A 23,087-nucleotide genomic window follows, 5' to 3' on the forward strand; every position below is an offset into this window, starting at 1 on the left:
GGACCCGCCCCGGGGAATCATTGCCTCCCCTCTGTGAAAGGAAACGATCATGAGTGAAAAAGCATTATGGCCCGGCCGGGTCCTGGTAACCGGCGGGGCGTCGGGTCTCGGCGCCGCCATCGTCGACGCCGTCCTGCAGGTGGGCGGCGTCCCGGTGGTCCTGGACAGGGACATCACCGCCGCCACTGCTTCGAAAGCCTTCCAGGTCGATGTCAGCGACCGGGAAGCGGTTGAAGAAGCTGTCCGGGAAGCGGCTGTCAGCCTGAACGGCCTCGACGCGGTGGTCACCGCGGCGGGCATCGACCGCTGCGGCAAACTCGAGTCGGTGTCCGCCGACGACTGGGAAAAGGTCATTGCCGTAAATCTCCTCGGCACGGTATCCACAGTCAGGGCGGCCCTGCCCTATCTGAAGGAATCCCGCGGCAGGGTCGTCACGGTCGCATCCACGCTTGCGAAGCGGGCACTGCCCGAGGCCAGCGCCTATTGCGCGTCCAAGTTCGGCGTGCTGGGCTTCACCCACGCCCTCGCTGCCGAAACAGCGGGAGAAATCGGTGTGACGGCGATGATCCCCGGTGGCATGAAGACAAGATTTTTCGACGACCGGCCGGAGCAGTACAAGCCCTCGGACGATTCCCGGCTGAACGACCCTGCGAACGTCGCCCGCGCCATCCTGTTCGTTCTGTCCCAGCCGATCGGCTGCGAGGTCCGGGAGATGCTTATCTGCCACGAGGGGGAGAACTCCTGGCCCTGAGGCAGGAACATCCGTGTGAACGGCGTGCGCCAACCAATCGGTCCGGGGGCGTGTAGAAACCGGCGCCCCTGGGTACGGGAACGGATAGGGAGGCCCCGCAGCCAGCTCAAGACCTCCAGTCACCGAAACAAACGCAGCCGGCCTGCCTCGCGGGTCGGATCGGGAACGGGGAACCATGAGCGCCGACGGAGAGCACCCGGAAACGGTCGAAAGCCAGTTCGCTGCCCAGCGCGGCCTCACTGAATGGCTGCCGCTGAAACTTGCAGAGTCGGCCCCGGCCGTTCTCCTCGTGGGTGACCTCATGCTGGACGGCTGGTGGGACGGCACCATTGATCGCCTGTGCCGGGAGGCCCCTGCCCCGGTTGTTGACGTCCGGCTCCGCACCTGGGCGCCGGGCGGTGCCGCCAATACGGCCATGAACCTGGCCGCGCTGGGAGCCCGCGTCAAGCTGGCCGGCGCGGCGGGGCTTGATGCCGCCGGTGACGAACTCCAACGGCAGCTGGAGGCGGCGGGAGTCGACGCCGGCTGGGTGCAGCGGCACTCGGAAATGGTGACGACGACGAAAACCCGGATCAGCAGCGGCGGTCAGCTCCTGGTGCGGTTCGACGACGGTGCAGGGCCCGTACCCGCTGCCGCGCTGGACGGCATCACGGCCTGCCTCGCGGAGCGTTTCCGCGATTTTGACGCCGTGGTGCTGTGCGACTACGGGAATGGAGCCTTGGACGGCCCGGTCCGGGACCTCCTCATGACCTCCCTGCCGCGGCGCCCGGAGTCACTCCTGGTGGTGGTCGACGCCCACGATCCGACGCCATGGGCCGGGCTGCGGCCGGACCTCGTCACGCCAAATGCGCAGGAAGCCGCCCGCATGCTGGGACTTCAGCACCCCGGCAGCGGCGGCCGGCAGGACTGGGCCGTCTCGCATCGGGACGAGCTGCTCGGCGCGGCGGGGGCTTCCGCCGTCGTGGTCACCCTGGACAGGGAAGGCACGGTGCTCCTGCCCTCGTCCGGGCCGGTACACCGCACTTGGGCCAGGCCTGTCGCGGAGAAACAGGCTTCGGGTGCCGGCGACACCTTTGTCGCGGCCCTGACGGTGGGGCGGGCCGCCGGGCTCGCCCTGAGCACCAGCGTGGATCTGGCCCAGGCGGCAGCAGACGTGGCTGTCCGCAAACCGGGCACCGCGGTCTGCGGGAGCGATGACCTAAGCCGTTACCTGGGGAGTTTCGAAAACAGCGCACTCAGCGCTCGGGAGCTGGCCCGGCAGCTTCAGGTCCACCGGGCAGAGGGCCAGCGGATCGTGCTGACCAACGGCTGCTTCGACGTGCTCCATCGCGGGCACACCAGGTACCTCAACCAGGCCAAGCAGCTCGGGGACGTCCTGGTGGTTGCCCTCAACAGCGATGCCTCCGTGCGCCGGCTCAAGGGCGACGGGCGCCCCATCAACACGGCGACCGACCGGGCCGCCGTGATCGCGGCCCTAAGCTGCGTGGACTACGTGACCGTCTTCGACGAGTCAACGGCCGTCCCACTTATCGAACAGCTGCGCCCGGAGGTGTACGCCAAGGGCGGCGACTACAGCCCCGAAATGCTCGTAGAAACCAACGCGGTGGAAAGCTACGGCGGGCGGGTGACCATCCTCGACTACGTCCAGGACGTGTCCACGACCGCCGTCGTCAACCGCATCCGAAGCGCGGGGAGCGCCCAAAAGCAGAGCGCGGGCAGCGCCCAAACGCAGGAAGAGCCGACCTGACCGGACTCAGCCCGGCTACGGGGCGGGTTCGTCCGGGGCCGAGTCGTCCGCGAGGAGTTCCTCCGCGGCTCTCGGATGCACAGGCTCGCCCGGCGGGGTCCGCCTCAGCGGCTCGTCGTCGGGCTTCATCGCCAAAAGGCCGGACCGGTCCGGTTCCTCCCGGAGTTCCTCTGCCACTGCGGGCTTGAGCCAGGTTGCCACCACGCTGACGCCGCCGCCGTCGTCACGATCGGTCACGACGTCGATCTCGGACGCCGCGGCGCCCATGCGCTGCAGCTTCTCCCGATAACTCGCGATCAACGCCTCGAGAGTGTTCTCCGTCCACTCTCCGGGCCGCATCCGCGTGGAGATCTCGACGGGTTCCGGCTGGTATAGCGACATCAATAGACCTCCGGGCTCGGGTCGGACAACCTTTGAACAGTCTTGCACGGCGCGGCCAGCGGCACACCGCGACGGCGCAGAAAGTTCAAACGGGATCTGTCACCGTCGCAGCTTTTCCGTACCCGCTTGCAGGATGTCCTTCTTCCATCGAGAGCGCGGTGGGATAATACGCTCATGAGCGAGACCATTGAGCCGGTTCCGATGGGGCCACCGGCTGAGAGCACGGAAGGAACCGTCCCGGGCGGCCCCCGACCGCATCGCGAGAATGTGAGCACCCGACAGATGCGTACCATCGGGCAGCGGCGCCACGATGCCGAGGAAAAGCTCGCCCGCCATCTGGAGCAGGCCCGGCAACACCACGAGGCGGCCGAGCACCCCTTGGAGGAAACGCCCACCCGAGAGTAGGTCTCGCCACCTCCAGCTCCGCGCGGCAGCCAGGCGGCGCTAACTCCTCAGTCCCTTAGGAGCCAACCTGGTCGGCGGCACGCTTGGCCGCGGCCTGGGCATCGGCGAGTGCTTTGTCCGGCGTCTTCGTGCCGAGAAGGGCCGAGGCGATGGCGTTGTTGAGTTCGGTCTTGATGGTTTGGCCGGCGGGTGAGGCCCCGAGCGATTTTCCGGTCGGCAAGACGTCGTAGTACGTTGCGATGGCCTCGTCGAATCCGGCGTTGCCGCTGGCCTTGACGAATTTGTCCCGGATCAGCTTGTCAGCCGAGGGAGAGCCGGTGAAGAGGCCGGTGTTGATGGCCCCGGGTGTGGAGGCGATTTTCTCGGCCCTGGCCGCGCCCGCCGCTGACCAGGCCTCGTCGGTGACCAGCGATGTCATCCAGGCGCATGCCGCGTCGGCGTTCTTGGCCCCCGCGGGAATGACGAACGATGTTCCGCCCGCGACGGTGAAGGGCTTGCCATCCTTGTCCTTGAACGGGACAGCGGAGATCTTCAGTGATTGTGCATAGGATGCGAGGACGTTGACGTACCACTGGGCATCGACCTGGGCGCCCACCTGCTTCTTGACGAACTGGTTGTCCTTGCCGAAGGTGTCGAACGAATCGCTGAAACTCTTGGCTTTGGCATATCCGCCCTGGGCGTCGTAAATCTCCTTCAGCAGGGTCAGCGCCTCGATGTTCGCCGGGTCATCCAAGGCCGGGGTGCCTTTGTCGTCCATGAGCTTGCCGCCCTGCCCCAGAAGCCACAGTTCGGCCTGGCCACCGGCAACCGGATCAAAACCCAGCGTTGAGGGGTTGCTTCCGCTGGACTTGTACGTCTTAGCCACCGCGTCCAGCAGCTTCGTCTTATCCGAAGTGTCAATGTCGCCTGCAGAGACGCCTCCAGCCTGCAGTACGTCCTGGTTGAGGATGATGGCAGCCGGTTGGTAGAACTGGGGCACCGCCCAGATCTTGTCCTGATAGGTGACCTGCTCGGTGACGGCGGGATAAAACTGCTTCTTCGGGTCCATGCCGTGCGCGCTAAAGCACCCGTCGAGGGGCTTGATGAGCCCTTGGGCGGCGTAAGTGGCCACGAATGCCCGGTCCATCTGCACCACGTCCGGCACATCGCCACTGGCGGCGCGTGTGGTGAATTTCTGCGCATCAAAAGGCGTCTGATCCATCGTGATCTTGACGCCCGGCAGCTGTGTGACGGCGTACTGCATCCGGGCCTTGCCGACGTCGTCGGCGTTATCGAAAGCCCAGGCACTCAGTGACCCGGAGGCCTCCTTCTTAAAATCCGCCGTTCCGGCCGGGGACCCGTTGTCCCCGCCGCACGCCGTCAGACCTAAGACCGCCAGAGCGAGAAACGCCACACTCTTTTGCCGAACACCCATCTGCATCCTCCGAGTTTCGATGTCAGCGCGGCCGGGGATTCTTTCGGTGAAACCCGGTTTAACTGCCAGACTGTAAGTAAGCTTGCTATTTGGAAAGCTAGCCGAAGCTGAATGGGCGCGCAAGCGCGGAATTGGGGGGGCCAGTGGTGGGAGAAAGATCATCCGTGAAGATTCCGGCGCGCAAGTCTGCCGGCAAGGTGCGTCCAGCGCGGATCAAGTACAACCGCCGGGAAGCGCTGGCAGGGTACCTGTTCATTTCGCCGTGGATCGTCGGCTTCGTCGTGTTCATGCTCGGCGCCATGGCCTACAGCCTGGTGATCTCCTTCAGCCGCTACAACCTCGCCACCAACGTTGCGAGACCGGCAGGCATCTCAAACTACGCCCGGCTCTTTGACGACCCAAAGGTGGCCACATCGCTGGCCAACACCTTGTTTTACGCCGTCATGGCCGTGCCGCTGGAAATCTGCGTCGCGCTTGGGCTTGCCCTTCTGCTGAACCGGGTCGGGCGCGGCGCGGGTTTCTTCCGCACCGTGTACTACCTTCCGAAGATGACGCCGTCCGTTGCCACCGCTGCGGTGTTCCTGCTCCTGCTGAACGGAAACACCGGGGCCATCAACCAGGCGCTTGGCTTTGTTGGAATCTCGGGTCCGCAGTGGCTTATCGATCCGGGCTGGGTAAAGCCTTCGATCGTACTGATGACACTGTGGGGTGTCAGCGGCACGATGGTCATTTTCCTCGCGGCACTGAAGAGCGTCCCCAAGGACCTCTACGAAGTGGCCGACCTGGACGGCGCCGGTTCTGTCCGGAGGTTCTTTTACATCACCGTGCCCATGATCTCGGGTGCTATCTTCTTCAACGTGATTGTCTTGACGATCGCGGCGCTGCAGGTCTTCGACCAGGCCTACCTCCTTTTCTGGAGGGACCAGACCAGTTCGTCCCCGGAGGCATCACTTTTCTACGGGATTTACCTGTTCCAGCAGGCCTTCCGCGAGTTCAATTTCGGCTTCGCCTCGGCCATGGCCTGGGTACTCTTCGTTCTGATCCTGCTCATCAGCCTCGTGCAGGTGAGAATCGGGAACAGGTTCGTCTACTACGAAGGCGAGAAACGCTGATGGCAACCACACGGGCCCAGCCGGCCGGCACAGAGCTCCCCACCCCCACGCCCGACGCGAAGACCGACGTCGGGCCCTCAAGGCCCCGCCGAAAAACGCGCCCTCCGCGGGCCAGGGCGGTGCGGCTGCTGCTTTGGGCTCTGCTGGTCGTAATCAGCGCCGCGTTCCTGTACCCGCTGGTGTGGCTGATTGCCGCCAGCCTCAAACCCCGCGCCGAGGTGTTCGACAATGCGCTGGTTCCCCGCACGTTCTCGCCGCAAAACTATGTCCAGGTCTGGGACCAGCTCCCGCTGGGACACTGGGTGGCCAACAGTTTCCTGATCGCCGTCCTGGCTGCCACACTCGTCACCTTCTCCAGCGCCATGATCGCCTTCGGTTTCGCCTATTTCCGGTTCCCGGGCCGCAACTTACTCTTCGGCCTCGTCCTGGCCACAATGATGCTCCCGGGGGCGGTGACCATGGTGCCGCAGTACCTGATTTGGAAAAACCTCGGAGTCCTCGGAACCTGGATTCCACTGTTTGGGATGAACCTCTTCGGTTCGGCCTTCTACATCTTCCTGCAACGGCAATTCTTCCTCGGGCTCCCCCGGGAGCTCTTCGAAGCCGCGCGGATCGATGGCGCCAGCTACTTTGGGCTCTTTCGCCGGATCGCCCTGCCGCTCTCCATCCCGTCGCTGGTGGTGATCTTCATCTTCGAATTCCAGGCAAGCTGGAACAACCTGCAGTCCGCACTGATCTACCTCAACGCCGGATCGGTCGAAGGTTTCACTGCTCCGCTCGGGATTGCCTACGCCATGACCAAATACAGCCCCACCAACGGAGGCCAGGGCGACTATCAATACGTCATGGTGGCCACCTTGCTCATTACCTTGCCCATGCTCGTTCTTTTCGCCTTCGGACAACGGCACTTCATTGAAGGGGTCGCCACCGAAGGCCGGAAAGGCTGACCCGAGGCACGATGCGGCGCTCGTGGCATCGCGTGCCTTTTAGCAAGCCCTCTACGCTGTCCAAGCAGCGTCTGGACATGATCAATAAGCACACTTAGTATTTCTGTGCGGACGCCGTTGGAGTCCGATGCCGACGGCCAGGACAAACTGGAATCCGCGAAGCTCAGCTGGGAGGCGCAGTGACTAACAAGCTCGAAAAAAGGAAGATCAGCCAGCTCAGGCCCGGTGACCAGGTCAAAATGGGCGGGTTTGTCTTCGAAGTAGCTACGGCGGAACGAGCAGGAAAGCTCGTCCACATGACTCTGACCGACAGTGAAGGCAGCACTTCGACCATGATCGGCTCCTCATCAGCAACGCTGCGCAGCCCCAAAAAGATGCCCATCGGCAGCTAGGAAAGAGGACATCTCTCTTCTGGCGCAACCGCCGGATTTCCCTCCCTCAAAGCCCGACTGAGCCCCGGCGTCCAAGCCACGGCGGAGGACGAGCTTAAGGCGACCGACAACCCCACAAAATCCACGAGCTAGGCACGGAAGGCGGATTTATGAAGCACAGGGCAGATTTCCACCCGACGACGGCGATTGTCACCGGATCGGACTCAGGGATCGGGCGCGCCACTGCCGTGGCGCTTGCCCGCGTCGGGCTGGATGTCGGAATTACCTGGCATTCGGACCAGCGCGGAGCCGAGGAAACCGCAGCAGAGGTCCGAGGCTTGCACCGGAAGGCTGTTGTGCGGCACTTGGACACCACGGATGTTTCCGGCGCGGCCGTCAATATCGATCAACTCGCCGACGAGCTCGGCGGTGTGGACGTCTTCGTGAACAACGCCGGGACCGGTGACGGCACCAGGTTCCTGGATCTTGATTATCAGACTTGGATGTCGACACTGGACACCAATCTCAACGGTGCGTTCGTCTGCATGCAAGCGGCTGCCCGGCGGATGGTCGCCGCCGACCGCGGAGGCCGCATCGTTGCGGTGACCAGTGTCCACGAGTTCCAGCCGCGCGTGGGTGCCTCCGCCTACGACGCCTCCAAGCACGCTTTGGGAGGGCTCATCAAAACGATGGCCCTAGAACTCGCGGAGTTTGGCATCACTGCCAACAGCGTGGCCCCGGGGGAAATCGCCACACCGATGACGGGCAATACCGACGTGAACCCGGAAGGTGTCGAGCGGCCCGGTGTTCCCCTCGGCAGGCCTGGGGATGCGCGGGAGGTTGCCGAAGTTATCGCGTTCCTGGCCTCTGCGGCGTCCAGCTACGTCACCGGGGCTTCCTGGGCTGTGGATGGCGGGATGCTCCAGATGGGCCCACAGGCCGGCTCTCACATTGCCAGCAACGACTGGCGGCAAGGGTGATCAGCCGGCCCGCAGCCCCGCGTGGCAGCACCCTAGAGCGATTCTTCTCAGAAGGCGGCCGCCCGTGCCCCTGAAGCCGTCACTGCTGAAGCGCGTGAGTTCAGGACGCAGCGCACTGGGGCCCGCTGCTTACGCCGCCGTGCTCTCGCTCGTGGTTCTTGCCCTGGCCGGCGTGGTCGGCGTGGCCTTGCACCTCCCCTGGCTGTTTCCCAGCCTGGGCCCCACGGTGATGCTGTTCTTCGAATCGCCGGAGCAGCCCGCAGCCCGGCCAGCGAACACGCTGATCGGGCACCTCACCGGCCTCGTGATGGGCGTGCTCTGCCTGTACGCATTCGGCCTCCAGGACAGCCCGCCGGCCCCGGTGGGCGGGCTCACTGTCCTCTACGTCGCCGCCGGGTCCTTGTCCGTGGCGCTCACCACGCTGATCCTGACGTGGCTGCGGAAGCCGCACCCACCGGCCGGAGCGACAACGCTGATCGTCAGCCTCGGAATCCTGACCACGCCGCCGCAGCTGCTTTCCATGGCTGGCGCCATCCTGCTCATCACCGCTGCAGGCTGGGGTTTGAATGTTCTCCTTGGCACCAGACCGGCACCTGCCGAGTAGGCCAGCGCCGCCAGCATTAGCCTTGCATTCGCAGGCGCGCAAAAAAGTCGGCGATGACCAGTCTCGAGTCCACGTCGGTGTACGTCCTTCTGGAGGGCGAATCGCGTGTTTCATCAAACCTGGAGGTGACGTCGTCGAGCCCGGTGACGACGAGCGGCGCGCTGTCTCCTAAGCACCACAACGGACCGAAGTGGACGAAGTCCGGCACTTTGAGACTGTTGAACCGTTGCCACAGCCAAGCACCGCCCGCTCCGGCCGTGCTGAGGGAGTAGTCGAGCTCGGCAACAGAGATGGCAACCTGACGGTACGTTTCCAAAGGAAATTGCCACACGGCGAGTTGCTGATTCCCCAGCACAAACTGGGCGGCGGCCGGATCCGTGTCGAAGTTGTATTCACCCTCGTTCGCAGCGGACCCGCCGACCCATACCAGCGTGAAGCAGGTTGCGATATCCGGTTCCAGGAGGAGCGCATCGGCAATGTTCGTCAGGGGGCCAGCACACACCAGGAGCAACGGCAGCTGTCCCTCGGCATTGGCGGCGTCAATGATGGCCCGCGCGGCGGCTGTGTTCCGACGTTGCCCGGTGAAGGGGCTGTCAGGACCGGCGTGAACACTTGCCAACTCCGGGAGCTTCAAAACCCGCAGCAAATCCTCTGCCAGGTCCGCCCCGCCCTGTGCCATCCCTTCGGGGCATCCAAACATTGGATTGGTCAGCGAGCTCGTTATCGCGATGATCCTATTCGCCGGCGACAGCGCGTGATGGGTCAGTCCGATGAGTCCGTCCGGGTCACCTGCCCAGTCGTTGTCAAGGATGATTCGGCAGCGCGGCTCCACATTGATCATGTTCATGAATCAGTGTGGCTTGATCCGCCTTGCCTGGTCCCCGGCAATTTCAATGGGCGGAAGCCGAAGGGGTGGTTCGGCCGGCGTACTGTCTGATTGCGGGAGCGGAAGTTAGGGAGAGGTCTGGTGTAACGGGGTCCAGCAGAACCTCTCAAGTTCCCGGACGAACGACGTAACGTAGTGAACATGACCATGAACAATCGCGCTGAGGTGCGGGAATTCCTCATCTCCCGCAGGGCGCGCATCACCCCTGAACAGGCAGGGATCGACCCTGTCGGGACGCGCCGCCGCGTCGCGGGACTGCGCCGCGACGAAGTCGCCCGCCTCGCCGGGGTCAGTGTTGACTACTACACCCGGCTGGAGCGCGGAAATCTGTCAGGCGCGTCCGACACTGTGCTGGACGCGATCGCGCGGGCGCTCGAACTCGATCGCGCCGAACACGACCACCTCCACGACCTCGCCCGCACAGCCAACAAGGCACCTCGGGTGCGGTCCAAGCAGCTGGCGAACACCGTCCCACCGGCCCTGCAATACTTTCTTGACGCGATCACGGAAGCCCCGGCACTTATCACGAACAACCGGATGGACATCATCGCCGCCAATGCGCTGGGCTTTGCAATGTACTTCGACATGTACCGTGGCACGTCACGGCCCGCGAACCATTCTCGGTACATTTTCCTAGACCCCCGGGCCCACGATTTCTATCCCGACTGGGACCGGGCCGCGAACGTCAACGTGGCGATCCTTCGCCGCCAGGCCGGCCGTTTCCCGCACGACAAAGGCATTGCGGAACTCGTGGGCGAGCTTTCCATGCGCAGCGAGGAGTTCCGCACCCGGTGGGCGGCGCACAACGTCCGCCGTCACTATTCGGGGACGAAGTCGTTTCACCACCCCGTCGTTGGGCCGCTTGAACTCAACTATCAGCAGCTGGAACTCGAGGAAGACTCCGGCCAGTCCCTCACCGTCTACCCGGCCGTCCCCGGCAGCCCCACAGAACAGGCCCTGAAACTGCTGGCATCCTGGGCCGCGACCGAACACGTCGTGGAGAGGGCTACCCAGGTGGTCACCGCGCGCTGACCTGCGCACCGGGAGCCGCCTGGTATCCCCCGCTAGGCCAGCGCCTCGAGCGTGACGCCGGTATGCTCCGCCAGCTGCGCCAGCAGGGCGTCCTGGTACCGCTGATCCTGAACGGCCGGGTGCGGGGCGTGCGTGCGTTGGTGGTACCAGTAACCCCCGGTGCTCAACGCGGCAGGGTCATTGCTGGTTGCCAGCCACTCCTGAGTGCGATGTCCAAGCCGCAGGTCGTCGGGCGCTGAGCGCCCTCCCATCCGGGTGGGCACCCACCCGGGGTCTACGGCGCTGCTGACAATGCGCGGCGCCAAGCGCGCCACCGCGGCCGAGAGCGCGGTGACGTGCAGCTTGCTCGTCGAGTAAGAGGCTGTCGCGGAACGCCCCGACCAGTCCAGGCCGCTCAACCCGGTGTCGCCGCCGCGGTGCATGCCGCTGCTCAGGTAGATCAGTCGCCGGGGCCCTTGGATCAGCGCCGTCAGCACGTACGGGGCCACAACGTTGACTGGCAGCAGTGCGAAACCGTTCAGCACGCCGGCATTATGGATGAGGGCGTCGATCGCGCCGATCTGGTTCGCTTGGTCGGCCATCTGCCGGACGTCGGCGGGATCGGCGAGCTCCGCCACAAGACAGTGTGCGCCCCGTTCGATGAGGTGCTGCACTGCCGCCCTCCTCTGAGCGGACCTGGCGTGCACGATCACGTCATGGCCGTCTTCGAGCAACGTTTCCGCCGTCGCGAGACCAAGCCCATCCGTTGAACCGGTGACCAGAACGCGCGCCATGTCTGCCCCTTCGTGGTTTTCGTACGCTGTCGTGGCTGTTGGGAGGGACCGCCCCCTGCCCAGTATCGCCCCTTCCGGAGCACACAGGAGGCCCCGCCGGAACTGATTCCGGGCAGGGCCTCCTGGCGAGGACGCGGCGTTTAGAGAGTGGCGGTGTCGATCACGAAGCGGTAGCGGACGTCCGAGGCCAGGACGCGCTCATAAGCGTCGTTGATCTTGTGGGCCGGGATGACCTCGATCTCGGCGCCGAGACCGTGCTCGGCGCAGAAGTTGAGCATCTCCTGGGTTTCCGGAATGCCGCCGATCATGGAACCGGCGAAGGAGCGGCGTCCGCCGATCAGCGCAAACGCGTTGACGGGGAGCGGCTCCGCAGGGGCGCCCACGTTCACCAAGGCGCCGTCGAGGGACAGCAGCTGCAGGTAGGAGCTGATGTCAATCGAGGCGCTGACCGTGTTGATGATCAGGTCGAAGCTGCCGGCGAGCTGTTCAAACGTGCCCGGATCGCTGGTTGCGTAGTAGTTGTTCGCGCCCAGGCGCAGGCCGTCCTCCTGCTTCTTCAGCGACTGCGACAGGACAGTCACGTCCGCGCCCATGGCGGAGGCGAGCTTGACGGCCATGTGGCCAAGCCCCCCGAGCCCGACGACGGCGACCTTCTTGCCGGGGCCGGCGCCCCATCGGCGCAGCGGCGAGTAGGTGGTGATGCCGGCGCACAGCAGGGGCGCGGCGACGTCGAGCTCGATGCCCTCGGGGATGGTGACGACGAAGTCCTCGGTAACGACGACGTGGGTGGAGTAGCCGCCCTGGGTGACGGTTCCGTCGCGGTCGACGGCGCCGTAGGTGCCGGTCATTCCCTTCTGGCAGTACTGTTCGTCGCCCGTCTGGCAGTTGGTGCACTCGCCACAGGAATTGACCATGCAGCCGACGCCGACCCGGTCGCCGACGGCGTGCTTCGTCACCGCGGAGCCGATCTCGGTGACGATGCCGGCGATCTCATGGCCCGGAACCAGAGGATAGGACTGGGGACCCCAGTCGCCGCGGACGGTGTGGATGTCGGAGTGGCAGATGCCGGCGTACTTGATCTCGATCAGGACGTCGTGGGGGCCCACGTCGCGGCGCTCGATGGTGGTGGGGACAAGGTCCCCGGTGGCGGACGGGGCTGCATAGGCGTTGACGGTAGTCATCGTTCTCCTGTTTTGGTGGTTAGGTTCTTTTCAAGCGGCGGGCTTCACGGGCGGAGAAGCACCTTGATGGCGCGGCGCTCATCCATGGCCTTACAGCCTCGCCGCCAGAGGCATGCGTGATTGTTGCGCGCATGACGTGATGCGCTGGTCGGAAGTTAAAAGGGGTCTATCTCCATGAAACCGGCAGCTGGCAATCCTAGCGAGGGCTCTGCTGAAACGGGTTATGCCAGAACCCCTCAAAACTGGGCGGGTTTCGTCGTAACGTGTCCTTATGGATACCGAGCCGACCTAGGAGGCAGGCATGGATAACATCTTCACGCGCACCGGTTTCGAAGTCCCCGAGCAGGTCCGCCGCTTCTTGCAGGGAGAGTCGGAGACCGGCCTCCGGATCGAGGAATACCGGGACGGAACCACGCTGGTGGTCAGAACCGATTTGCCCGGCATCGATCCCGAGAACGACGTCGACATCACCATCGCCGATGACGCCCTGCACATCGAGGCCCGGCGCGAGGACCCCGGCCACCGAGACCGGCCCGGGTACCGCAGTGAGCTCCGATACGGGGTCTTCTCCCGCACCGTGCCGCTGCCGCGCGGGGCCGCCCCGGAAGGCGTGCAAGCCAGCTACGTCGACGGCGTCCTGGAAATCCGCGTTCAGGTTCCCGACCAGCCCGGTCCGGCCGCCACGAAGATCAGGGTCTCCCGGGGCGGCTACCAGCCGCCGGAGCCACCGCAGTCGCCGGAATCACCGCAGTCGCTGTAATCGGCTTCTGTTTCCTGAGGAGCCCCTTGTAGACATTTGCCGGACGCTGCGTCTCAGCGCCGATCTGCCCGGCGGCGGCCCTATCCCGCCTACTTACTATCTCCGTCCTGCCCAGTCCCCGCAGCGGAAGCATTGCACGGACCGGGTTGTTGTTCTGAGTAAGTAAGAAGAAGTCTCCGGAAGGGAGCCCGCCATGATCCGCATTGCCATCGTGCTCGGCAGTACACGGCCAGGACGCCTCGGCAAGCCCGTGGCGGACTGGGTGCTTTCACGGGCAGCAGAACGCGACGATGCCACGTTCGACGTACTCGACGTCGCCGACTTCGAGCTACCCATCCTCGATGAGCCGCTGCCGCCCTCCCTCGGCCGGTACAGCCAGCCGCACACCAAGGCCTGGTCCGAGGCTGTCGAGCGCTTCGACGGTTACATCTTCGTCACCGGGGAGTACAACCATTCGATTCCGGGTGCACTGAAAAACGCCGTGGACTATCTCTACAAGGAGTGGAACAACAAGGCGGCCGGGTTCGTCAGCTACGGAAGCAGCGGCGGCATCCGCGCCGTCGAACACTTCCGGGCGGTGGCCGCAGAGCTGCAGCTGGCGGACGTCCGGGCACAAGTGGCGCTGCCCCTAGCGGCAGAGTTCGAAAACTACCGCACGTTCATCCCGACGGCGGCCGCAGAGACGAATCTGCAGACCCTGTTTGACCAGGTAATAGCGTGGGCCGGCGCCCTGAAGGTCCTCCGTCCGGACCAGTCCCACGGAAATGAACCCGGCATGGCCGCCTAACCCGCGTCCCTTCACGCGGTGCTAGGCCGGGCTCTCAACCTTGCGCCGCCGTCGACGGGCTGGGGGAGAGTCCGGCGCGTGGAGCGCAGGGACAGGAGGGCTGGACGGTGGCTCTTCCTGGCCCGCGCCGGCATCGGGAACGAGCACGGGGACCGTAGCGGCCGGACCGGCTGATTCCGGCACGGGGCCGCCCGCTACTTTCCGAAGGTAGTCCAAGGCGCCCCCTTCGGTGAACCCGTAGTCGCGCACCAGCGTCCTCAGCGCCAGGCCGGCCAGCACCCGCAGCAGCTGGGCGGAGGAGAGATCGGCACTCCCGCCGTACCTGAGCGCCCACTCTTCGACCAGGCGCAGCGAGCTGGACACTTGGCGGCCCAGCCGGGTCGCTGCGGTGATGTCTGCGCTGGTGAAGACATGCGGCCAGGGCGCATACAGGTTCACGGCAGCACAGAAAACCTCTGCGGGGACCAGCGGTACCGCTAGGAGCGACCGGACCCCCTCGGCAGCGGCGGCACTGGCATAGCCGGGCCAGCGGCGGTCCAGAGTCGTGTCTCCAACGAATACGAACTCCCCGCCACGAACCACTGCGCGTGCGGGCCCATCGTCGAAGGAACGTTGCGTTTCGTCCGCGGCGCGCGACGGCGCGCTGCCCGCGATGAGGGTGGCGGTCTCCCCTGACCTAAGAATGGTGATCGCCCAGCTGATCCCCCGACCCGGACCGCCGATCTCGTCGACGAGCTCACTGACCGCCTCGTTGAGGAACGCACCGATGACCGGGTCGTTGAAATGTCTGTCCCAGAAGGCAGACCGGGGCTCGGGCCTGCTGTCTGTACCAGCTTCTTGGGTCATGTTCCACGCTCGAGATCAAAGCACGTAGCTCACTGCTGAACCGATAGAAAAAGCATACGTCCGCGCGGACAACTCAGCGCCGCCCAATTTGCGCTACCGAAGCAGCCCCGGCTATAGGGTTCGGTGATGTTCGATCAGCCACCGGGCCATTTGCTGGGCACGCTTAGATGCCAGCAGATCGCCTTCGCTCGCCGAGATGATGGAGCCCTTCATGAGGATGTGCCAGGAGCGCGCGAATTCCTCGGGGCGGTTCAGCGTGGCTTCCTCGGCCAGTGCTTGGATGTGGCCCCTGATCCTGCTGAGATATCCGATGCTGGCCTGTCCCAGGGGGTGTTCCGGCCCCATCTCCAGCAGGACGTTGATAAAGGTGCACGCCTCAAAGTCATCGCGCTGGAACCAGTCCCCGAAAACATCGAAGATCGCAAGCAGCTGTTCCTCGGCCGTGCTTCCACGGCGCCTGGCTTCGGAGACGATCAGATCGACGGTCCAGACCTGGTCGCGCAGGTCCAAAAAGGCAAGCACCAGTGCGTTTTTGGACGGAAAGTGACGGTAAAAAGTCGCCTTAGAGACCCCGGAACTGTCGATCAGTTCGTTGACGCCGACACTGCGAATACCACGGCGCGAGAACAACTCGTAGGCTGTGGCGAGAATGCGATCTGCTGGATCATCACGGCCAGCCATCACCCCGGCGGGCAACAACGTGGAACTGGCAGCTTCGTTGACGGTCATCGTAAGAGCAATTTTACACCTGCCCCGCCGTAGCAGGCTTGTTCCCAAGGTAGAGTCCCCGGAACTACGGTCCCCGTCCGCGCAAGGGGTGGCCGCCGTACGGCCGCCACCGTCGGCAGGGAGGACGTCCCGCGTTACGATGCGGCTGCGCGACGGTCCTCCCGACGGGAGTGAAGACAGACTTTTCTATCTCGCTCGCGCAAGTTTCTCTGGACGGCTCCGACACAGGTCCTGAGTGAGAAATATTGGGTGTTAAGGAGCGGCCCATGGCTGGTGGCTTGCCCGCAGGTCTTGTCATCACCCCGGCGCGCACCCTGCCTCGGGGTGAAAACACCATGGCAGACGTCGTACAGTAAGTTTGCTTGGTTTTTTTCTCTGGGCGCGAGACAGACTGGTCGGTCCTTCGGTAGTGTTGTTGGTGAACGCCGGAGCGGCCCTTGCCAGGCACCCAAACGCTTCCCGGCTCAACTGCAAAGACGCAGAGACGGAATTGGAGGACAACCCCGTGATCGATAGTGAAATCCTGGCTGTAGAAGCCGCCGCCGCTAGGCTGGAATCCTCAGCTGCGGGCGAGGAGATCAGCGAGGAGAACGCCGCCAGCCTGCAATCGGCAGTGGCCACGGCGGTCACGCACGGCAAATCCATCAAGGACGTGGCCGCAGCGGCACACCTCACCGCACTTGAGGTGCTGGATGCGGCCGACGCCGTCACCTATACCGGACCCGTCGCGCAGGTGCCGGCAGCAGCGCCGACATTGTAATCGTCCGCCCGTCGCCCTAACGAGCAGCGGCTGATAGGCGTAGGCTATCTACGCTTCAGCGCCCTGCACCTTTCCACCCCAGGACCGACTCAGCCGCGCCGGAAGCCCATGGACCGGAGAGGTTAAGGAGCTGGCGTGGACACCCGAAAGCTGAAGTATTTCCTGGCCGTCGTTGACCACGACGGGTTCAACCGGGCTGCGGAGCATCTCCTCATCGCGCAGCCGTCCCTCTCCCAGACCATCGCCGCGCTGGAGAAGGAACTCGGCGTGCCGCTCTTTCACCGTATCGGCCGCCGCGCGGTACTCAGCGAAGCCGGCAAAGAGCTCGTGGGACCGGCGCGGCTCGTGATGCGGGACCTTGATGCCGCCCAGTCTGCCGTGAAAGCCCTGCGTGGGGTGCGCAGCGGGCGGCTGGACATCATCACCATGCCCTCACCTGGCATCGAGCCGCTCACGTCCATGATCGCCGGGTTTACCCGCGCACATCCGTCGGTCCGGCTCAACGTCAGCGCCGCATTCACGCCGGAGGAAGTCATTGAGTCCGTCCGCAGCGGCAGCACGGAGATCGGTCTCGCCGGGTCCCCCACCCCTATCCGGGTGCCGGGAGTCCAGGTCCTGGAACTGGAGCGCCAGCCGCTGATCCTCATCGTCAATCCCCAGGCCGACACCTTCACGGCCGGGCCGGCCATCCAACGCGAGGACCTGGGCGGGCACCGACTGATCGCAAGCCAGCGCGGATCCCTTATGCGCTGGCTGGTCGACGATGCACTGGCCCACGGCGTCAACACCGAAATCGTCGTCGAGGTCGCCCACCGGACCTCAATTCTGCCACTGGTCCTGGCCGGCGTCGGCCACGCGGTCATGTCTTCCGCCTGGGCGCAGACGGCCCACAAAGCCGGCCTGCGGACCCTCCTGATCGAACCCGTGTCGCACCTGGACGTCGCCGTCCTGAGCCGACGGGACGGCCTCACTCCCGCCGCCACGGCCTTCCTGAAGGTGGCGGAACTGCATGTGGCCATGGGACCCGCGAACGGGCGCGGACATGCAGAACCGGCAGGCTGGCAGACCGACCAATAGGCTCAACCTATCTACGGAATTGGATCTTGGTCTTGGACGCCGGGTGACGGCGAACCGTCTACTTGAAGAGGACAAGCAGTGTGACGCTGCTAACACACTCAACGAGGAGACAGCATGAGCACCACCCAGACTTTCACCATCGCTTCCATTCCCGCCGACGGCGTGGGCAAGGAAGTTGTCTCCGCCGGGCAGCGCGTCCTGGACGCGGTGGCACGCAATTCCGGCGGCAAGTTCGCCTTTGAGTGGACCGAGTTCCCCTGGGGCTGCGGCTACTACGAAAAAACCGGCCAGATGATGGACCCGAAGGGCCTTGAGGCATTGAAGAACTTCGATGCCATCTACTTTGGCGCCGTCGGCTGGGAAAACGTCCCGGACCACATCAGCCTCTGGGGCCTGCGCCTGAACATCACGCAGAACTTTGACCAGTGGGCCAACATCCGTCCAGTGAAGTTCCTGCCCGGCATTCAGTCCCCGCTGCGCAAGGCCGACCACACGGAACTCGACTGGATCGTGGTCCGCGAAAACAGCGAGGGCGAGTACGCCGGCCTCGGCGGACGGAACCTCAGCGGCCGCGGCCCCGGCAACGAGGTCGCCCTGCAGACCGCGCTGTTCACCGAGAAGGGCTGCGAGCGGATCATGCGGTTCGCCTTCGACCTCGCCCGCACCCGCACGGTGAAGAAGGTTTCCTCCGTCACCAAGTCCAACGCCCAGCAGTACGGCATGGTCCTCTGGGACGAAACCTTCCACCGGGTGGCCCTGGACTACCCGGACGTCGCCACCGAAAGCGTCCTGGTCGATGCCATGAGCGCCAAGTTCATCCTGCACCCCGAAGACCTCTCCGTCGTCGTCGCCTCGAACCTGAACGCGGACATCCTCTCGGACCTCGGCTCGGCCCTTGCCGGAAGCCTCGGCCTGGCAGCCAGCGCCAACCTGAACCCGGAACGCCGTTTCCCGTCCATGTTCGAGCCGGTCCACGGCTCCGCCCCGGACATCGCCGGCAAGGGCATCAGCAACCCGATCGGAGCGATCGCCAGTGCGGCCCTGATGCTGGACCACTTCGGCCTGCACGAGGAAGCGCGCCTGGTCGAAGCCGCCATCGAGCAGACCACCGCCGCCGGCCACCTGACGCGCGACGTCGGCGGCGAAGCCGACACCGATGACGTCACCGACGCCATCATCAAGGCCCTGACCCACTCACTGGCTGCCGTCTAGCCTGACCATGCCCGGGGCGGGCGGCGCCGCGTAACGCCGCTGCCCGCCCCGACTCAGCTCCTCCATTCTTCAAGCACCACTCCATTCACATTCCACAATGAGGTAGGAATCATGGGACACATCACCCCCGCAGGCAGAGCCGCGGCAACTAAGAACGCGGCCCCCAAGAAACGCTGGTACACGCAGCTGTACTTCTGGGTATTGACCGGCATCGTCCTCGGCATTCTCGTGGGCTGGCTCGCACCCGCCGCCGGCATCGCCCTGGAACCCATCGGCACGACCTTCGTCAATTCCATGAGAATGCTGATCGGCCCGATCGTGTTCCTGACCATCGTCGGCGGCATCGCGAGCGTCGCGGACCTGAAGAAGGTCGGCATGACCGGCCTGAAGGCGCTGACGTACTTCCAGATCGGGACCATCTTCGCACTGCTCTTCGGCCTCGTCGCTATCAACGTCTTCCGCCTAGGCGAGGGCGTCAACGCCGACGCCAGCACGATCAAGACCACGGACTCCGCGGCAAAGCTCATCGACGCCGGCGCCCACCAGGAGTGGTGGCAGTTCCTGACCCACATCATCCCCACCAGCATCGCCGGGCCCTTCGTGGAGGGTGACATCCTCCAGATCATCTTCATCGCCGTGGTCTTCGGCATCGCGCTGAACGCCATGGGCAAGGTCGGCGCGCCCGTCCTGGACGGGGTCCAGCGCCTCACCGGGGTCATGTTCAAGATCCTCGGCTTCATCATGAAGGCCGCTCCGCTGGGTGCCTTCGGCGCGATGGCCTTCGCCGTCGGCAAATACGGCGTCTCGTCCCTCTCCAGCATGGGCGGGCTGATAGCGCTCTTCTACGCCACCTCGATCCTCTTCGTCGTCGTGGTCCTTGGATCCGTCATGGCCTTCCTGAAGCTGAACATCTTCAAGATGATCCGCCACCTCAAAGAGGAATACCTCCTCCTCCTGGGCACCTCCACCGCCGAGCCCGCACTGCCAGGCCTGATGCGCAAGCTCGAGCACGCAGGCGTCAAGAAGGAAACGGTCGGGCTCGTCGTTCCCACCGGCTACAGCTTCAACCTCGACGGCGCCGCCATCTACCTTTCGCTCGCCGCCGTCTACATCGCCCAGGCCACCAACACCAACCTGACCATCACCCAGCAGCTGGGCCTCATCGCGGTCATGCTGCTCACCTCCAAGGGCGCGGCCGGGGTCGCCGGCGGCGGCTTCATCGCCCTGACCGCCACCCTGGCAACTCTCGGAACCATCCCGGCCGCCGGCATCATGCTGATCTTCGGCATCGACAAGTTCATGTCCGAATGCCGGGCCCTGGTGAACTTCACCGGCAACGCCGTCGCCACCCTCTTCATCGCCTGGTGGGACCGGACGCTGGACGCCGACCGTGTCCGCCGCGTCTTCAACGGCGAAACGGTTGAGCCCCTGCCCCAGGCGGACCCTGCCCCCGTCGATGCGCTCAAGAAGCTCGACGGGGACTTGACCGGCTACCCCCGCCACGCGGCCGGGGAAATCGACCCCGCAAACGCGGCCGATTTCGGTTCCTTGTCGACGGATGACCGCAGCCCCGCCTACTCAAAAAGCCTCTGAAATGCACACCATAAGCGCCCCGAAGAGCGTCCGAACCCTCATCGCACCCGACAAGTTCAAGGGCAGCCTCACGGCCGGTGAGGTAGCTGACGCCCTGGCGGCAGGGCTCCGGAGCGCATCCTCCACCGGCAGGCCCGGGACCGTCCACTGCGAGCTGCTTCCCCTGGCGGACGGAGGGGACGGCAGCGTTGACGCCGCCGTCGCCTCCGGCTTCAGCCGGCGCAGCCACACGGTTGCAGGACCCACCGGCCAGCCGGTCCAGGCCAGCATCGCGTTCGACGGCGTCACTGCCGTCGTGGAGGTGGCCAACACCTGCGGCCTCGGACTCCTGCCGGGCGGCACCCTGGAGCCGCTGAGCACTTCCAGCCGGGGATTCGGCGAAGCGGTGCTGTTCGCCCTCAGCCTGAAACCCGCCAGGATCGTGCTGGCCCTGGGCGGCAGCGCCAGCACCGACGGCGGCATGGGAATGCTCACCGCCCTCGGCTACGCCTTCCGCGACGCCGAGAGCCGCCAGCTCCACGGCAGCGGCGGGGCGCTGGCGCAGATCCACAGCCTCCACCGGACCGTCCTCCCCGAACTGGCCGACACCGAACTCGTCGTCGCCAGCGACGTCCACAACCCGCTGCTCGGCGCCCACGGGGCTCCGGCGGTCTTCGGCCCCCAAAAGGGCGCCGGCCCTGAGGAGATCGCCACCCTGGACAAGGGGCTCCAACACCTCGTCGCTGCAATGGAGGCTGCGGGATTCCCCGACGCGGCAGCGCTGGCCGACCGCGAGGGGGCCGGAAGCGCCGGAGGACTCGGGTACGCGTGCCTGCTGTTGGGGGCAAAGCAGGTCTCGGGCGCCGACTACTTCCTGGACCTGCTGGACTTCAACGCCCGCAAGGACAGCTGCGACGTCGTCATCACCGGCGAAGGCAGCCTGGACGAGCAAACGCTTGGCGGCAAACTGCCCGCCGCCGTCGCCCGGCGGTCCGGATCCCGCACGGTCATCGCAGTCGCCGGCCGCTCGCTCCTGCCCCGGGAACGCTGGGCCGAAATGGACCTCACCCGGGTCTACACGCTCGCCGAGTACACGGACCAGGACTCGTCCAAAGACCCGATACTGTCCGCCGCGCTGCTTCGGCAGATCGGCAGGGACATCGGGACCAGCCTCCTGTAGCGTCACCGCGCTGCGCGGGGCAGAAACGCCCGTTAGGATATCCGGGCGGGCGTTCTCTCACTTGCAGTCCGGCTGGCGCTGCCGCGCCCTTGGTGCTCCAAAGCGCCCACAGGCATCTCATGATTCGGGCGATCCCCGGCTTGCGCAGACGCACGCCTCATAGACCGCATCTATGAGTTGGGCCATCATTATCTATTGGACTTGTGAGTCGGGTCTCATGAGACTTGGATGAAATAACCTGTCGCAGGCCTTTCCAACGGCCTGCCGTGTAGACCAAGGACGTTCACACCATGAATACTCAACGGAAATGGGTGGTCATTCTCTGCTGGCTCACTGTCGTCTTCGAAGGATTCGACCTTGTTGCCCTGGGCGCCTCCATCCCCACCCTGCTGGACACAAAGCACGCTGGGATCGATCCTGCCGGAGCCACCTTCGTGGCCACGATTTCCCTTGTCGGCGTCGGCATCGGCGCGGCCCTGATCGGCCCGATCTCGGACCGCTTCGGCCGTCGTTTGCCGCTGATAGTTTGCGTGCTGCTCTTCTCTGTCTTCACCCTGCTTTTCCCGCTGATGCCGAACGTGGCCATGATGGGCGTCCTGCGGCTCGTCGCCGGTCTCGGCCTGGGCGGCTGCATGCCCGTCGCCGTGACCTCCATGCAGGAATCGGCCGCCGGCGACGGAAAGGCACACTCCAGTACCCTGACCATGACCGGGTACCACATCGGCGCCGTCGCTGCGTCCCTTATCGCTTTGCTGGTCGGGCGCCAGTGGGAATGGCTTTTCTACGCCGGCGGCATACTCGGGCTCCTCGCCGTCCCGCTCATGTGGGCCAAGCTGCCGGAAACGTCCCCCGTCGCCGAAGCCCACAAGTCAATGGGGGCCGCCCCGAAGGTCCGCCTCGGTGACCTGCTCCGCGGGTCGTACCTGCGCATCACGCTGGGCCTCTGGGTTGCCGCCTTTATGGGTCTCTTGCTTGTCTACGGCCTGAACACCTGGCTGCCCCAGTTGATGCGGGGGGCCGGCTACAACGTCGCCGATTCGCTCGTCCTGCTCCTGATTTTGAATGTGGGCGCCATCGGCGGTCTGCTGGCCGGCGGCCGGATCGCTGACCGCCGCGGAGTCAAGGGCACCACCATGTTCTGGTTCGGGGCAGCGGCCGCGCTGCTGGCCGTGCTGAGCATCAAGATGGAGAACCAGTTGGTGCTCAACAGCGCCGTCTTTGTGACCGGCTTCTTCGTCTTCTGCGCCCAGGTGCTGGTCTACGGCTTCGTCGGCTACCTTTACCCCCGCCACATCGTCGCTTCCGGCATGGGCTTCGTCTCCGCCGTCGGTCGCCTCGGCGCGATCACCGGCCCGTGGATCACCGGCCTGCTGGTTGTTGCCGGCATCGCCTATCCCTTCAGCTTCTATGTGTTCGCGGCGGCGGCCCTGCTTGGCGTCGCGGCCGTGGCCGTCGTTCCGAAGGCCGGGCGGGCCACCGCCCAGGAAATCTCCACGGAAGCGCGTAAGCCTACAGCTGACGTCTAAGGCGCTTCCCCAGCTTCGGAAAACATCCGGCACTACAGTGACGGTGCCCGGTCC

The 23,087-nt window shown here is 65.1% G+C and carries 24 protein-coding genes; 17 read left to right on the top strand and 7 right to left on the bottom strand.

The genetic code is table 11. The features are described 5' to 3' along the window. Positions 1–49: 49 nt before the first annotated feature. Together ACFVVK_RS08785 and rfaE2 are read left to right on the top strand one after the other, a co-directional pair. Positions 50–751 (top strand): SDR family oxidoreductase, encoded by a 702-nt coding sequence (locus ACFVVK_RS08785; protein WP_390266032.1) that lies wholly within the window; start codon positions 50–52, stop codon positions 749–751. A gap of 175 nt (positions 752–926) precedes the next feature. Continuing rightward, entirely contained in the window at positions 927–2,498 is a 1,572-nt protein-coding gene (gene rfaE2 / locus ACFVVK_RS08790; protein ID WP_390266034.1) for a D-glycero-beta-D-manno-heptose 1-phosphate adenylyltransferase, read from the top strand. Positions 2,499–2,513: 15 nt separating this feature from the next. Here rfaE2 and ACFVVK_RS08795 read toward each other — a convergent pair whose 3' ends face one another. After that, positions 2,514–2,879 carry a hypothetical protein gene (locus ACFVVK_RS08795; RefSeq protein ID WP_390266036.1) on the bottom strand — a complete coding sequence of 122 codons (366 nt, stop codon included), beginning with the start codon at positions 2,877–2,879 and terminating at the stop codon, positions 2,514–2,516. Between the two features lie 267 nt (positions 2,880–3,146). On the opposite strand from ACFVVK_RS08795, the gene ACFVVK_RS08800 reads away from it, so the two are divergent. Next, on the top strand, positions 3,147–3,284 hold the full coding sequence (locus tag ACFVVK_RS08800; RefSeq protein ID WP_390266037.1) for a hypothetical protein: 138 nt from the start codon (positions 3,147–3,149) through the stop codon (positions 3,282–3,284). Between the two features lie 55 nt (positions 3,285–3,339). On the opposite strand, the gene ACFVVK_RS08805 is transcribed toward ACFVVK_RS08800, so the two are convergent. Next, positions 3,340–4,677 (bottom strand): ABC transporter substrate-binding protein, encoded by a 1,338-nt coding sequence (locus ACFVVK_RS08805; protein WP_390266038.1) that lies wholly within the window; start codon positions 4,675–4,677, stop codon positions 3,340–3,342. A gap of 185 nt (positions 4,678–4,862) precedes the next feature. Between ACFVVK_RS08805 and ACFVVK_RS08810 the strand changes: the two genes are divergently transcribed. From ACFVVK_RS08810 to ACFVVK_RS08830, 5 genes are all read left to right on the top strand, one after another. After that, positions 4,863–5,810 carry a carbohydrate ABC transporter permease gene (locus ACFVVK_RS08810; protein ID WP_390266039.1) on the top strand — a complete coding sequence of 316 codons (948 nt, stop codon included), beginning with the start codon at positions 4,863–4,865 and terminating at the stop codon, positions 5,808–5,810. Continuing rightward, entirely contained in the window at positions 5,810–6,757 is a 948-nt protein-coding gene (locus ACFVVK_RS08815) for a carbohydrate ABC transporter permease (RefSeq protein WP_390266041.1), read from the top strand. Before ACFVVK_RS08810 ends, ACFVVK_RS08815 begins: the two co-directional genes overlap by 1 nt. A 179-nt stretch (positions 6,758–6,936) precedes the next feature. Further along, positions 6,937–7,149: a hypothetical protein gene (locus tag ACFVVK_RS08820; RefSeq protein ID WP_390266043.1), complete on the top strand. Its 213-nt coding sequence runs from the start codon at positions 6,937–6,939 to the stop codon at positions 7,147–7,149. A gap of 149 nt (positions 7,150–7,298) precedes the next feature. Further along, positions 7,299–8,108 (top strand): SDR family oxidoreductase, encoded by an 810-nt coding sequence (locus tag ACFVVK_RS08825; protein WP_390266045.1) that lies wholly within the window; start codon positions 7,299–7,301, stop codon positions 8,106–8,108. A gap of 64 nt (positions 8,109–8,172) precedes the next feature. Beyond that, on the top strand, positions 8,173–8,712 hold the full coding sequence (locus ACFVVK_RS08830; protein WP_390266046.1) for an HPP family protein: 540 nt from the start codon (positions 8,173–8,175) through the stop codon (positions 8,710–8,712). 16 nt (positions 8,713–8,728) lie between these two features. On the opposite strand, the gene ACFVVK_RS08835 is transcribed toward ACFVVK_RS08830, so the two are convergent. After that, the gene (locus ACFVVK_RS08835) at positions 8,729–9,559 is read right to left on the bottom strand and encodes a nucleoside hydrolase (RefSeq protein ID WP_390266048.1); all 831 of its coding nucleotides are present in this window, start codon (positions 9,557–9,559) and stop codon (positions 8,729–8,731) included. 186 nt (positions 9,560–9,745) lie between these two features. Here ACFVVK_RS08835 and ACFVVK_RS08840 point away from each other — a divergent pair, with 186 nt between their 5' ends. Then, complete coding sequence (locus ACFVVK_RS08840; RefSeq protein WP_390266185.1) at positions 9,746–10,630, top strand: helix-turn-helix transcriptional regulator; 885 nt, start codon at positions 9,746–9,748, stop codon at positions 10,628–10,630. 32 nt (positions 10,631–10,662) lie between these two features. Here the strand turns inward: ACFVVK_RS08840 and ACFVVK_RS08845 are convergent, their stop codons facing one another. Both ACFVVK_RS08845 and ACFVVK_RS08850 read right to left on the bottom strand, forming a co-directional pair. Further along, entirely contained in the window at positions 10,663–11,403 is a 741-nt protein-coding gene (locus ACFVVK_RS08845; protein ID WP_390266050.1) for an SDR family NAD(P)-dependent oxidoreductase, read from the bottom strand. A 140-nt stretch (positions 11,404–11,543) separates the two neighbouring features. After that, a complete protein-coding gene (locus ACFVVK_RS08850; protein WP_390266051.1) occupies positions 11,544–12,584 on the bottom strand; it encodes an NAD(P)-dependent alcohol dehydrogenase in 1,041 nt (346 codons plus the stop codon). Between the two features lie 301 nt (positions 12,585–12,885). Between ACFVVK_RS08850 and ACFVVK_RS08855 the strand changes: the two genes are divergently transcribed. Both ACFVVK_RS08855 and ACFVVK_RS08860 read left to right on the top strand, forming a co-directional pair. Then, entirely contained in the window at positions 12,886–13,344 is a 459-nt protein-coding gene (locus tag ACFVVK_RS08855; protein ID WP_390266052.1) for an Hsp20/alpha crystallin family protein, read from the top strand. A gap of 193 nt (positions 13,345–13,537) precedes the next feature. Continuing rightward, the gene (locus ACFVVK_RS08860) at positions 13,538–14,131 is read left to right on the top strand and encodes an NADPH-dependent FMN reductase (protein WP_390266053.1); all 594 of its coding nucleotides are present in this window, start codon (positions 13,538–13,540) and stop codon (positions 14,129–14,131) included. A 21-nt stretch (positions 14,132–14,152) separates the two neighbouring features. Here ACFVVK_RS08860 and ACFVVK_RS08865 read toward each other — a convergent pair whose 3' ends face one another. Continuing rightward, complete coding sequence (locus tag ACFVVK_RS08865; protein WP_390266054.1) at positions 14,153–14,977, bottom strand: GAF domain-containing protein; 825 nt, start codon at positions 14,975–14,977, stop codon at positions 14,153–14,155. 111 nt (positions 14,978–15,088) lie between these two features. Continuing rightward, a complete protein-coding gene (locus ACFVVK_RS08870) occupies positions 15,089–15,706 on the bottom strand; it encodes a TetR/AcrR family transcriptional regulator (protein ID WP_390266055.1) in 618 nt (205 codons plus the stop codon). A 505-nt stretch (positions 15,707–16,211) separates the two neighbouring features. On the opposite strand from ACFVVK_RS08870, the gene ACFVVK_RS08875 reads away from it, so the two are divergent. From ACFVVK_RS08875 to ACFVVK_RS08900, 6 genes are all read left to right on the top strand, one after another. After that, positions 16,212–16,466 carry a hypothetical protein gene (locus tag ACFVVK_RS08875; protein WP_390266056.1) on the top strand — a complete coding sequence of 85 codons (255 nt, stop codon included), beginning with the start codon at positions 16,212–16,214 and terminating at the stop codon, positions 16,464–16,466. A gap of 135 nt (positions 16,467–16,601) precedes the next feature. Continuing rightward, on the top strand, positions 16,602–17,543 hold the full coding sequence (locus ACFVVK_RS08880; protein WP_390266057.1) for a LysR family transcriptional regulator: 942 nt from the start codon (positions 16,602–16,604) through the stop codon (positions 17,541–17,543). Between the two features lie 114 nt (positions 17,544–17,657). Next, on the top strand, positions 17,658–18,755 hold the full coding sequence (locus ACFVVK_RS08885) for a tartrate dehydrogenase (RefSeq protein ID WP_390266058.1): 1,098 nt from the start codon (positions 17,658–17,660) through the stop codon (positions 18,753–18,755). Positions 18,756–18,866: 111 nt separating this feature from the next. Next, positions 18,867–20,348 (top strand): C4-dicarboxylate transporter DctA, encoded by a 1,482-nt coding sequence (dctA, locus tag ACFVVK_RS08890; protein ID WP_390266059.1) that lies wholly within the window; start codon positions 18,867–18,869, stop codon positions 20,346–20,348. A gap of 1 nt (position 20,349) precedes the next feature. After that, positions 20,350–21,507, top strand: coding sequence for a glycerate kinase (locus ACFVVK_RS08895; RefSeq protein WP_390266060.1), 1,158 nt, complete (start codon positions 20,350–20,352; stop codon positions 21,505–21,507). A gap of 290 nt (positions 21,508–21,797) precedes the next feature. Then, on the top strand, positions 21,798–23,033 hold the full coding sequence (locus ACFVVK_RS08900) for an MFS transporter (protein ID WP_390266061.1): 1,236 nt from the start codon (positions 21,798–21,800) through the stop codon (positions 23,031–23,033). The last annotated feature ends 54 nt before the right edge of the window (positions 23,034–23,087 follow it).

Source organism: Arthrobacter sp. NPDC058192, from assembly GCF_042883665.1.
Taxonomy (GTDB): domain Bacteria; phylum Actinomycetota; class Actinomycetes; order Actinomycetales; family Micrococcaceae; genus Arthrobacter.

What these genes read in the sequence shown, in the direction of transcription:
- ACFVVK_RS08785 (WP_390266032.1), top strand. Translation starts at nt 50, where the DNA reads ATGAGTGAAAAAGCATTATGGCCCGGCCGGGTCCTGGTAACCGGCGGG.
- rfaE2 (WP_390266034.1), top strand. Translation starts at nt 927, where the DNA reads ATGAGCGCCGACGGAGAGCACCCGGAAACGGTCGAAAGCCAGTTCGCT.
- ACFVVK_RS08795 (WP_390266036.1), bottom strand. Translation starts at nt 2,879, where the DNA reads ATGTCGCTATACCAGCCGGAACCCGTCGAGATCTCCACGCGGATGCGG.
- ACFVVK_RS08815 (WP_390266041.1), top strand. Translation starts at nt 5,810, where the DNA reads ATGGCAACCACACGGGCCCAGCCGGCCGGCACAGAGCTCCCCACCCCC.
- ACFVVK_RS08825 (WP_390266045.1), top strand. Translation starts at nt 7,299, where the DNA reads ATGAAGCACAGGGCAGATTTCCACCCGACGACGGCGATTGTCACCGGA.
- ACFVVK_RS08835 (WP_390266048.1), bottom strand. Translation starts at nt 9,559, where the DNA reads ATGAACATGATCAATGTGGAGCCGCGCTGCCGAATCATCCTTGACAAC.
- ACFVVK_RS08840 (WP_390266185.1), top strand. Translation starts at nt 9,746, where the DNA reads ATGAACAATCGCGCTGAGGTGCGGGAATTCCTCATCTCCCGCAGGGCG.
- ACFVVK_RS08845 (WP_390266050.1), bottom strand. Translation starts at nt 11,403, where the DNA reads ATGGCGCGCGTTCTGGTCACCGGTTCAACGGATGGGCTTGGTCTCGCG.
- ACFVVK_RS08850 (WP_390266051.1), bottom strand. Translation starts at nt 12,584, where the DNA reads ATGACTACCGTCAACGCCTATGCAGCCCCGTCCGCCACCGGGGACCTT.
- ACFVVK_RS08855 (WP_390266052.1), top strand. Translation starts at nt 12,886, where the DNA reads ATGGATAACATCTTCACGCGCACCGGTTTCGAAGTCCCCGAGCAGGTC.
- ACFVVK_RS08860 (WP_390266053.1), top strand. Translation starts at nt 13,538, where the DNA reads ATGATCCGCATTGCCATCGTGCTCGGCAGTACACGGCCAGGACGCCTC.
- ACFVVK_RS08865 (WP_390266054.1), bottom strand. Translation starts at nt 14,977, where the DNA reads ATGACCCAAGAAGCTGGTACAGACAGCAGGCCCGAGCCCCGGTCTGCC.
- ACFVVK_RS08870 (WP_390266055.1), bottom strand. Translation starts at nt 15,706, where the DNA reads ATGACCGTCAACGAAGCTGCCAGTTCCACGTTGTTGCCCGCCGGGGTG.
- ACFVVK_RS08885 (WP_390266058.1), top strand. Translation starts at nt 17,658, where the DNA reads ATGAGCACCACCCAGACTTTCACCATCGCTTCCATTCCCGCCGACGGC.
- dctA (WP_390266059.1), top strand. Translation starts at nt 18,867, where the DNA reads ATGGGACACATCACCCCCGCAGGCAGAGCCGCGGCAACTAAGAACGCG.
- ACFVVK_RS08895 (WP_390266060.1), top strand. Translation starts at nt 20,350, where the DNA reads ATGCACACCATAAGCGCCCCGAAGAGCGTCCGAACCCTCATCGCACCC.
- ACFVVK_RS08900 (WP_390266061.1), top strand. Translation starts at nt 21,798, where the DNA reads ATGAATACTCAACGGAAATGGGTGGTCATTCTCTGCTGGCTCACTGTC.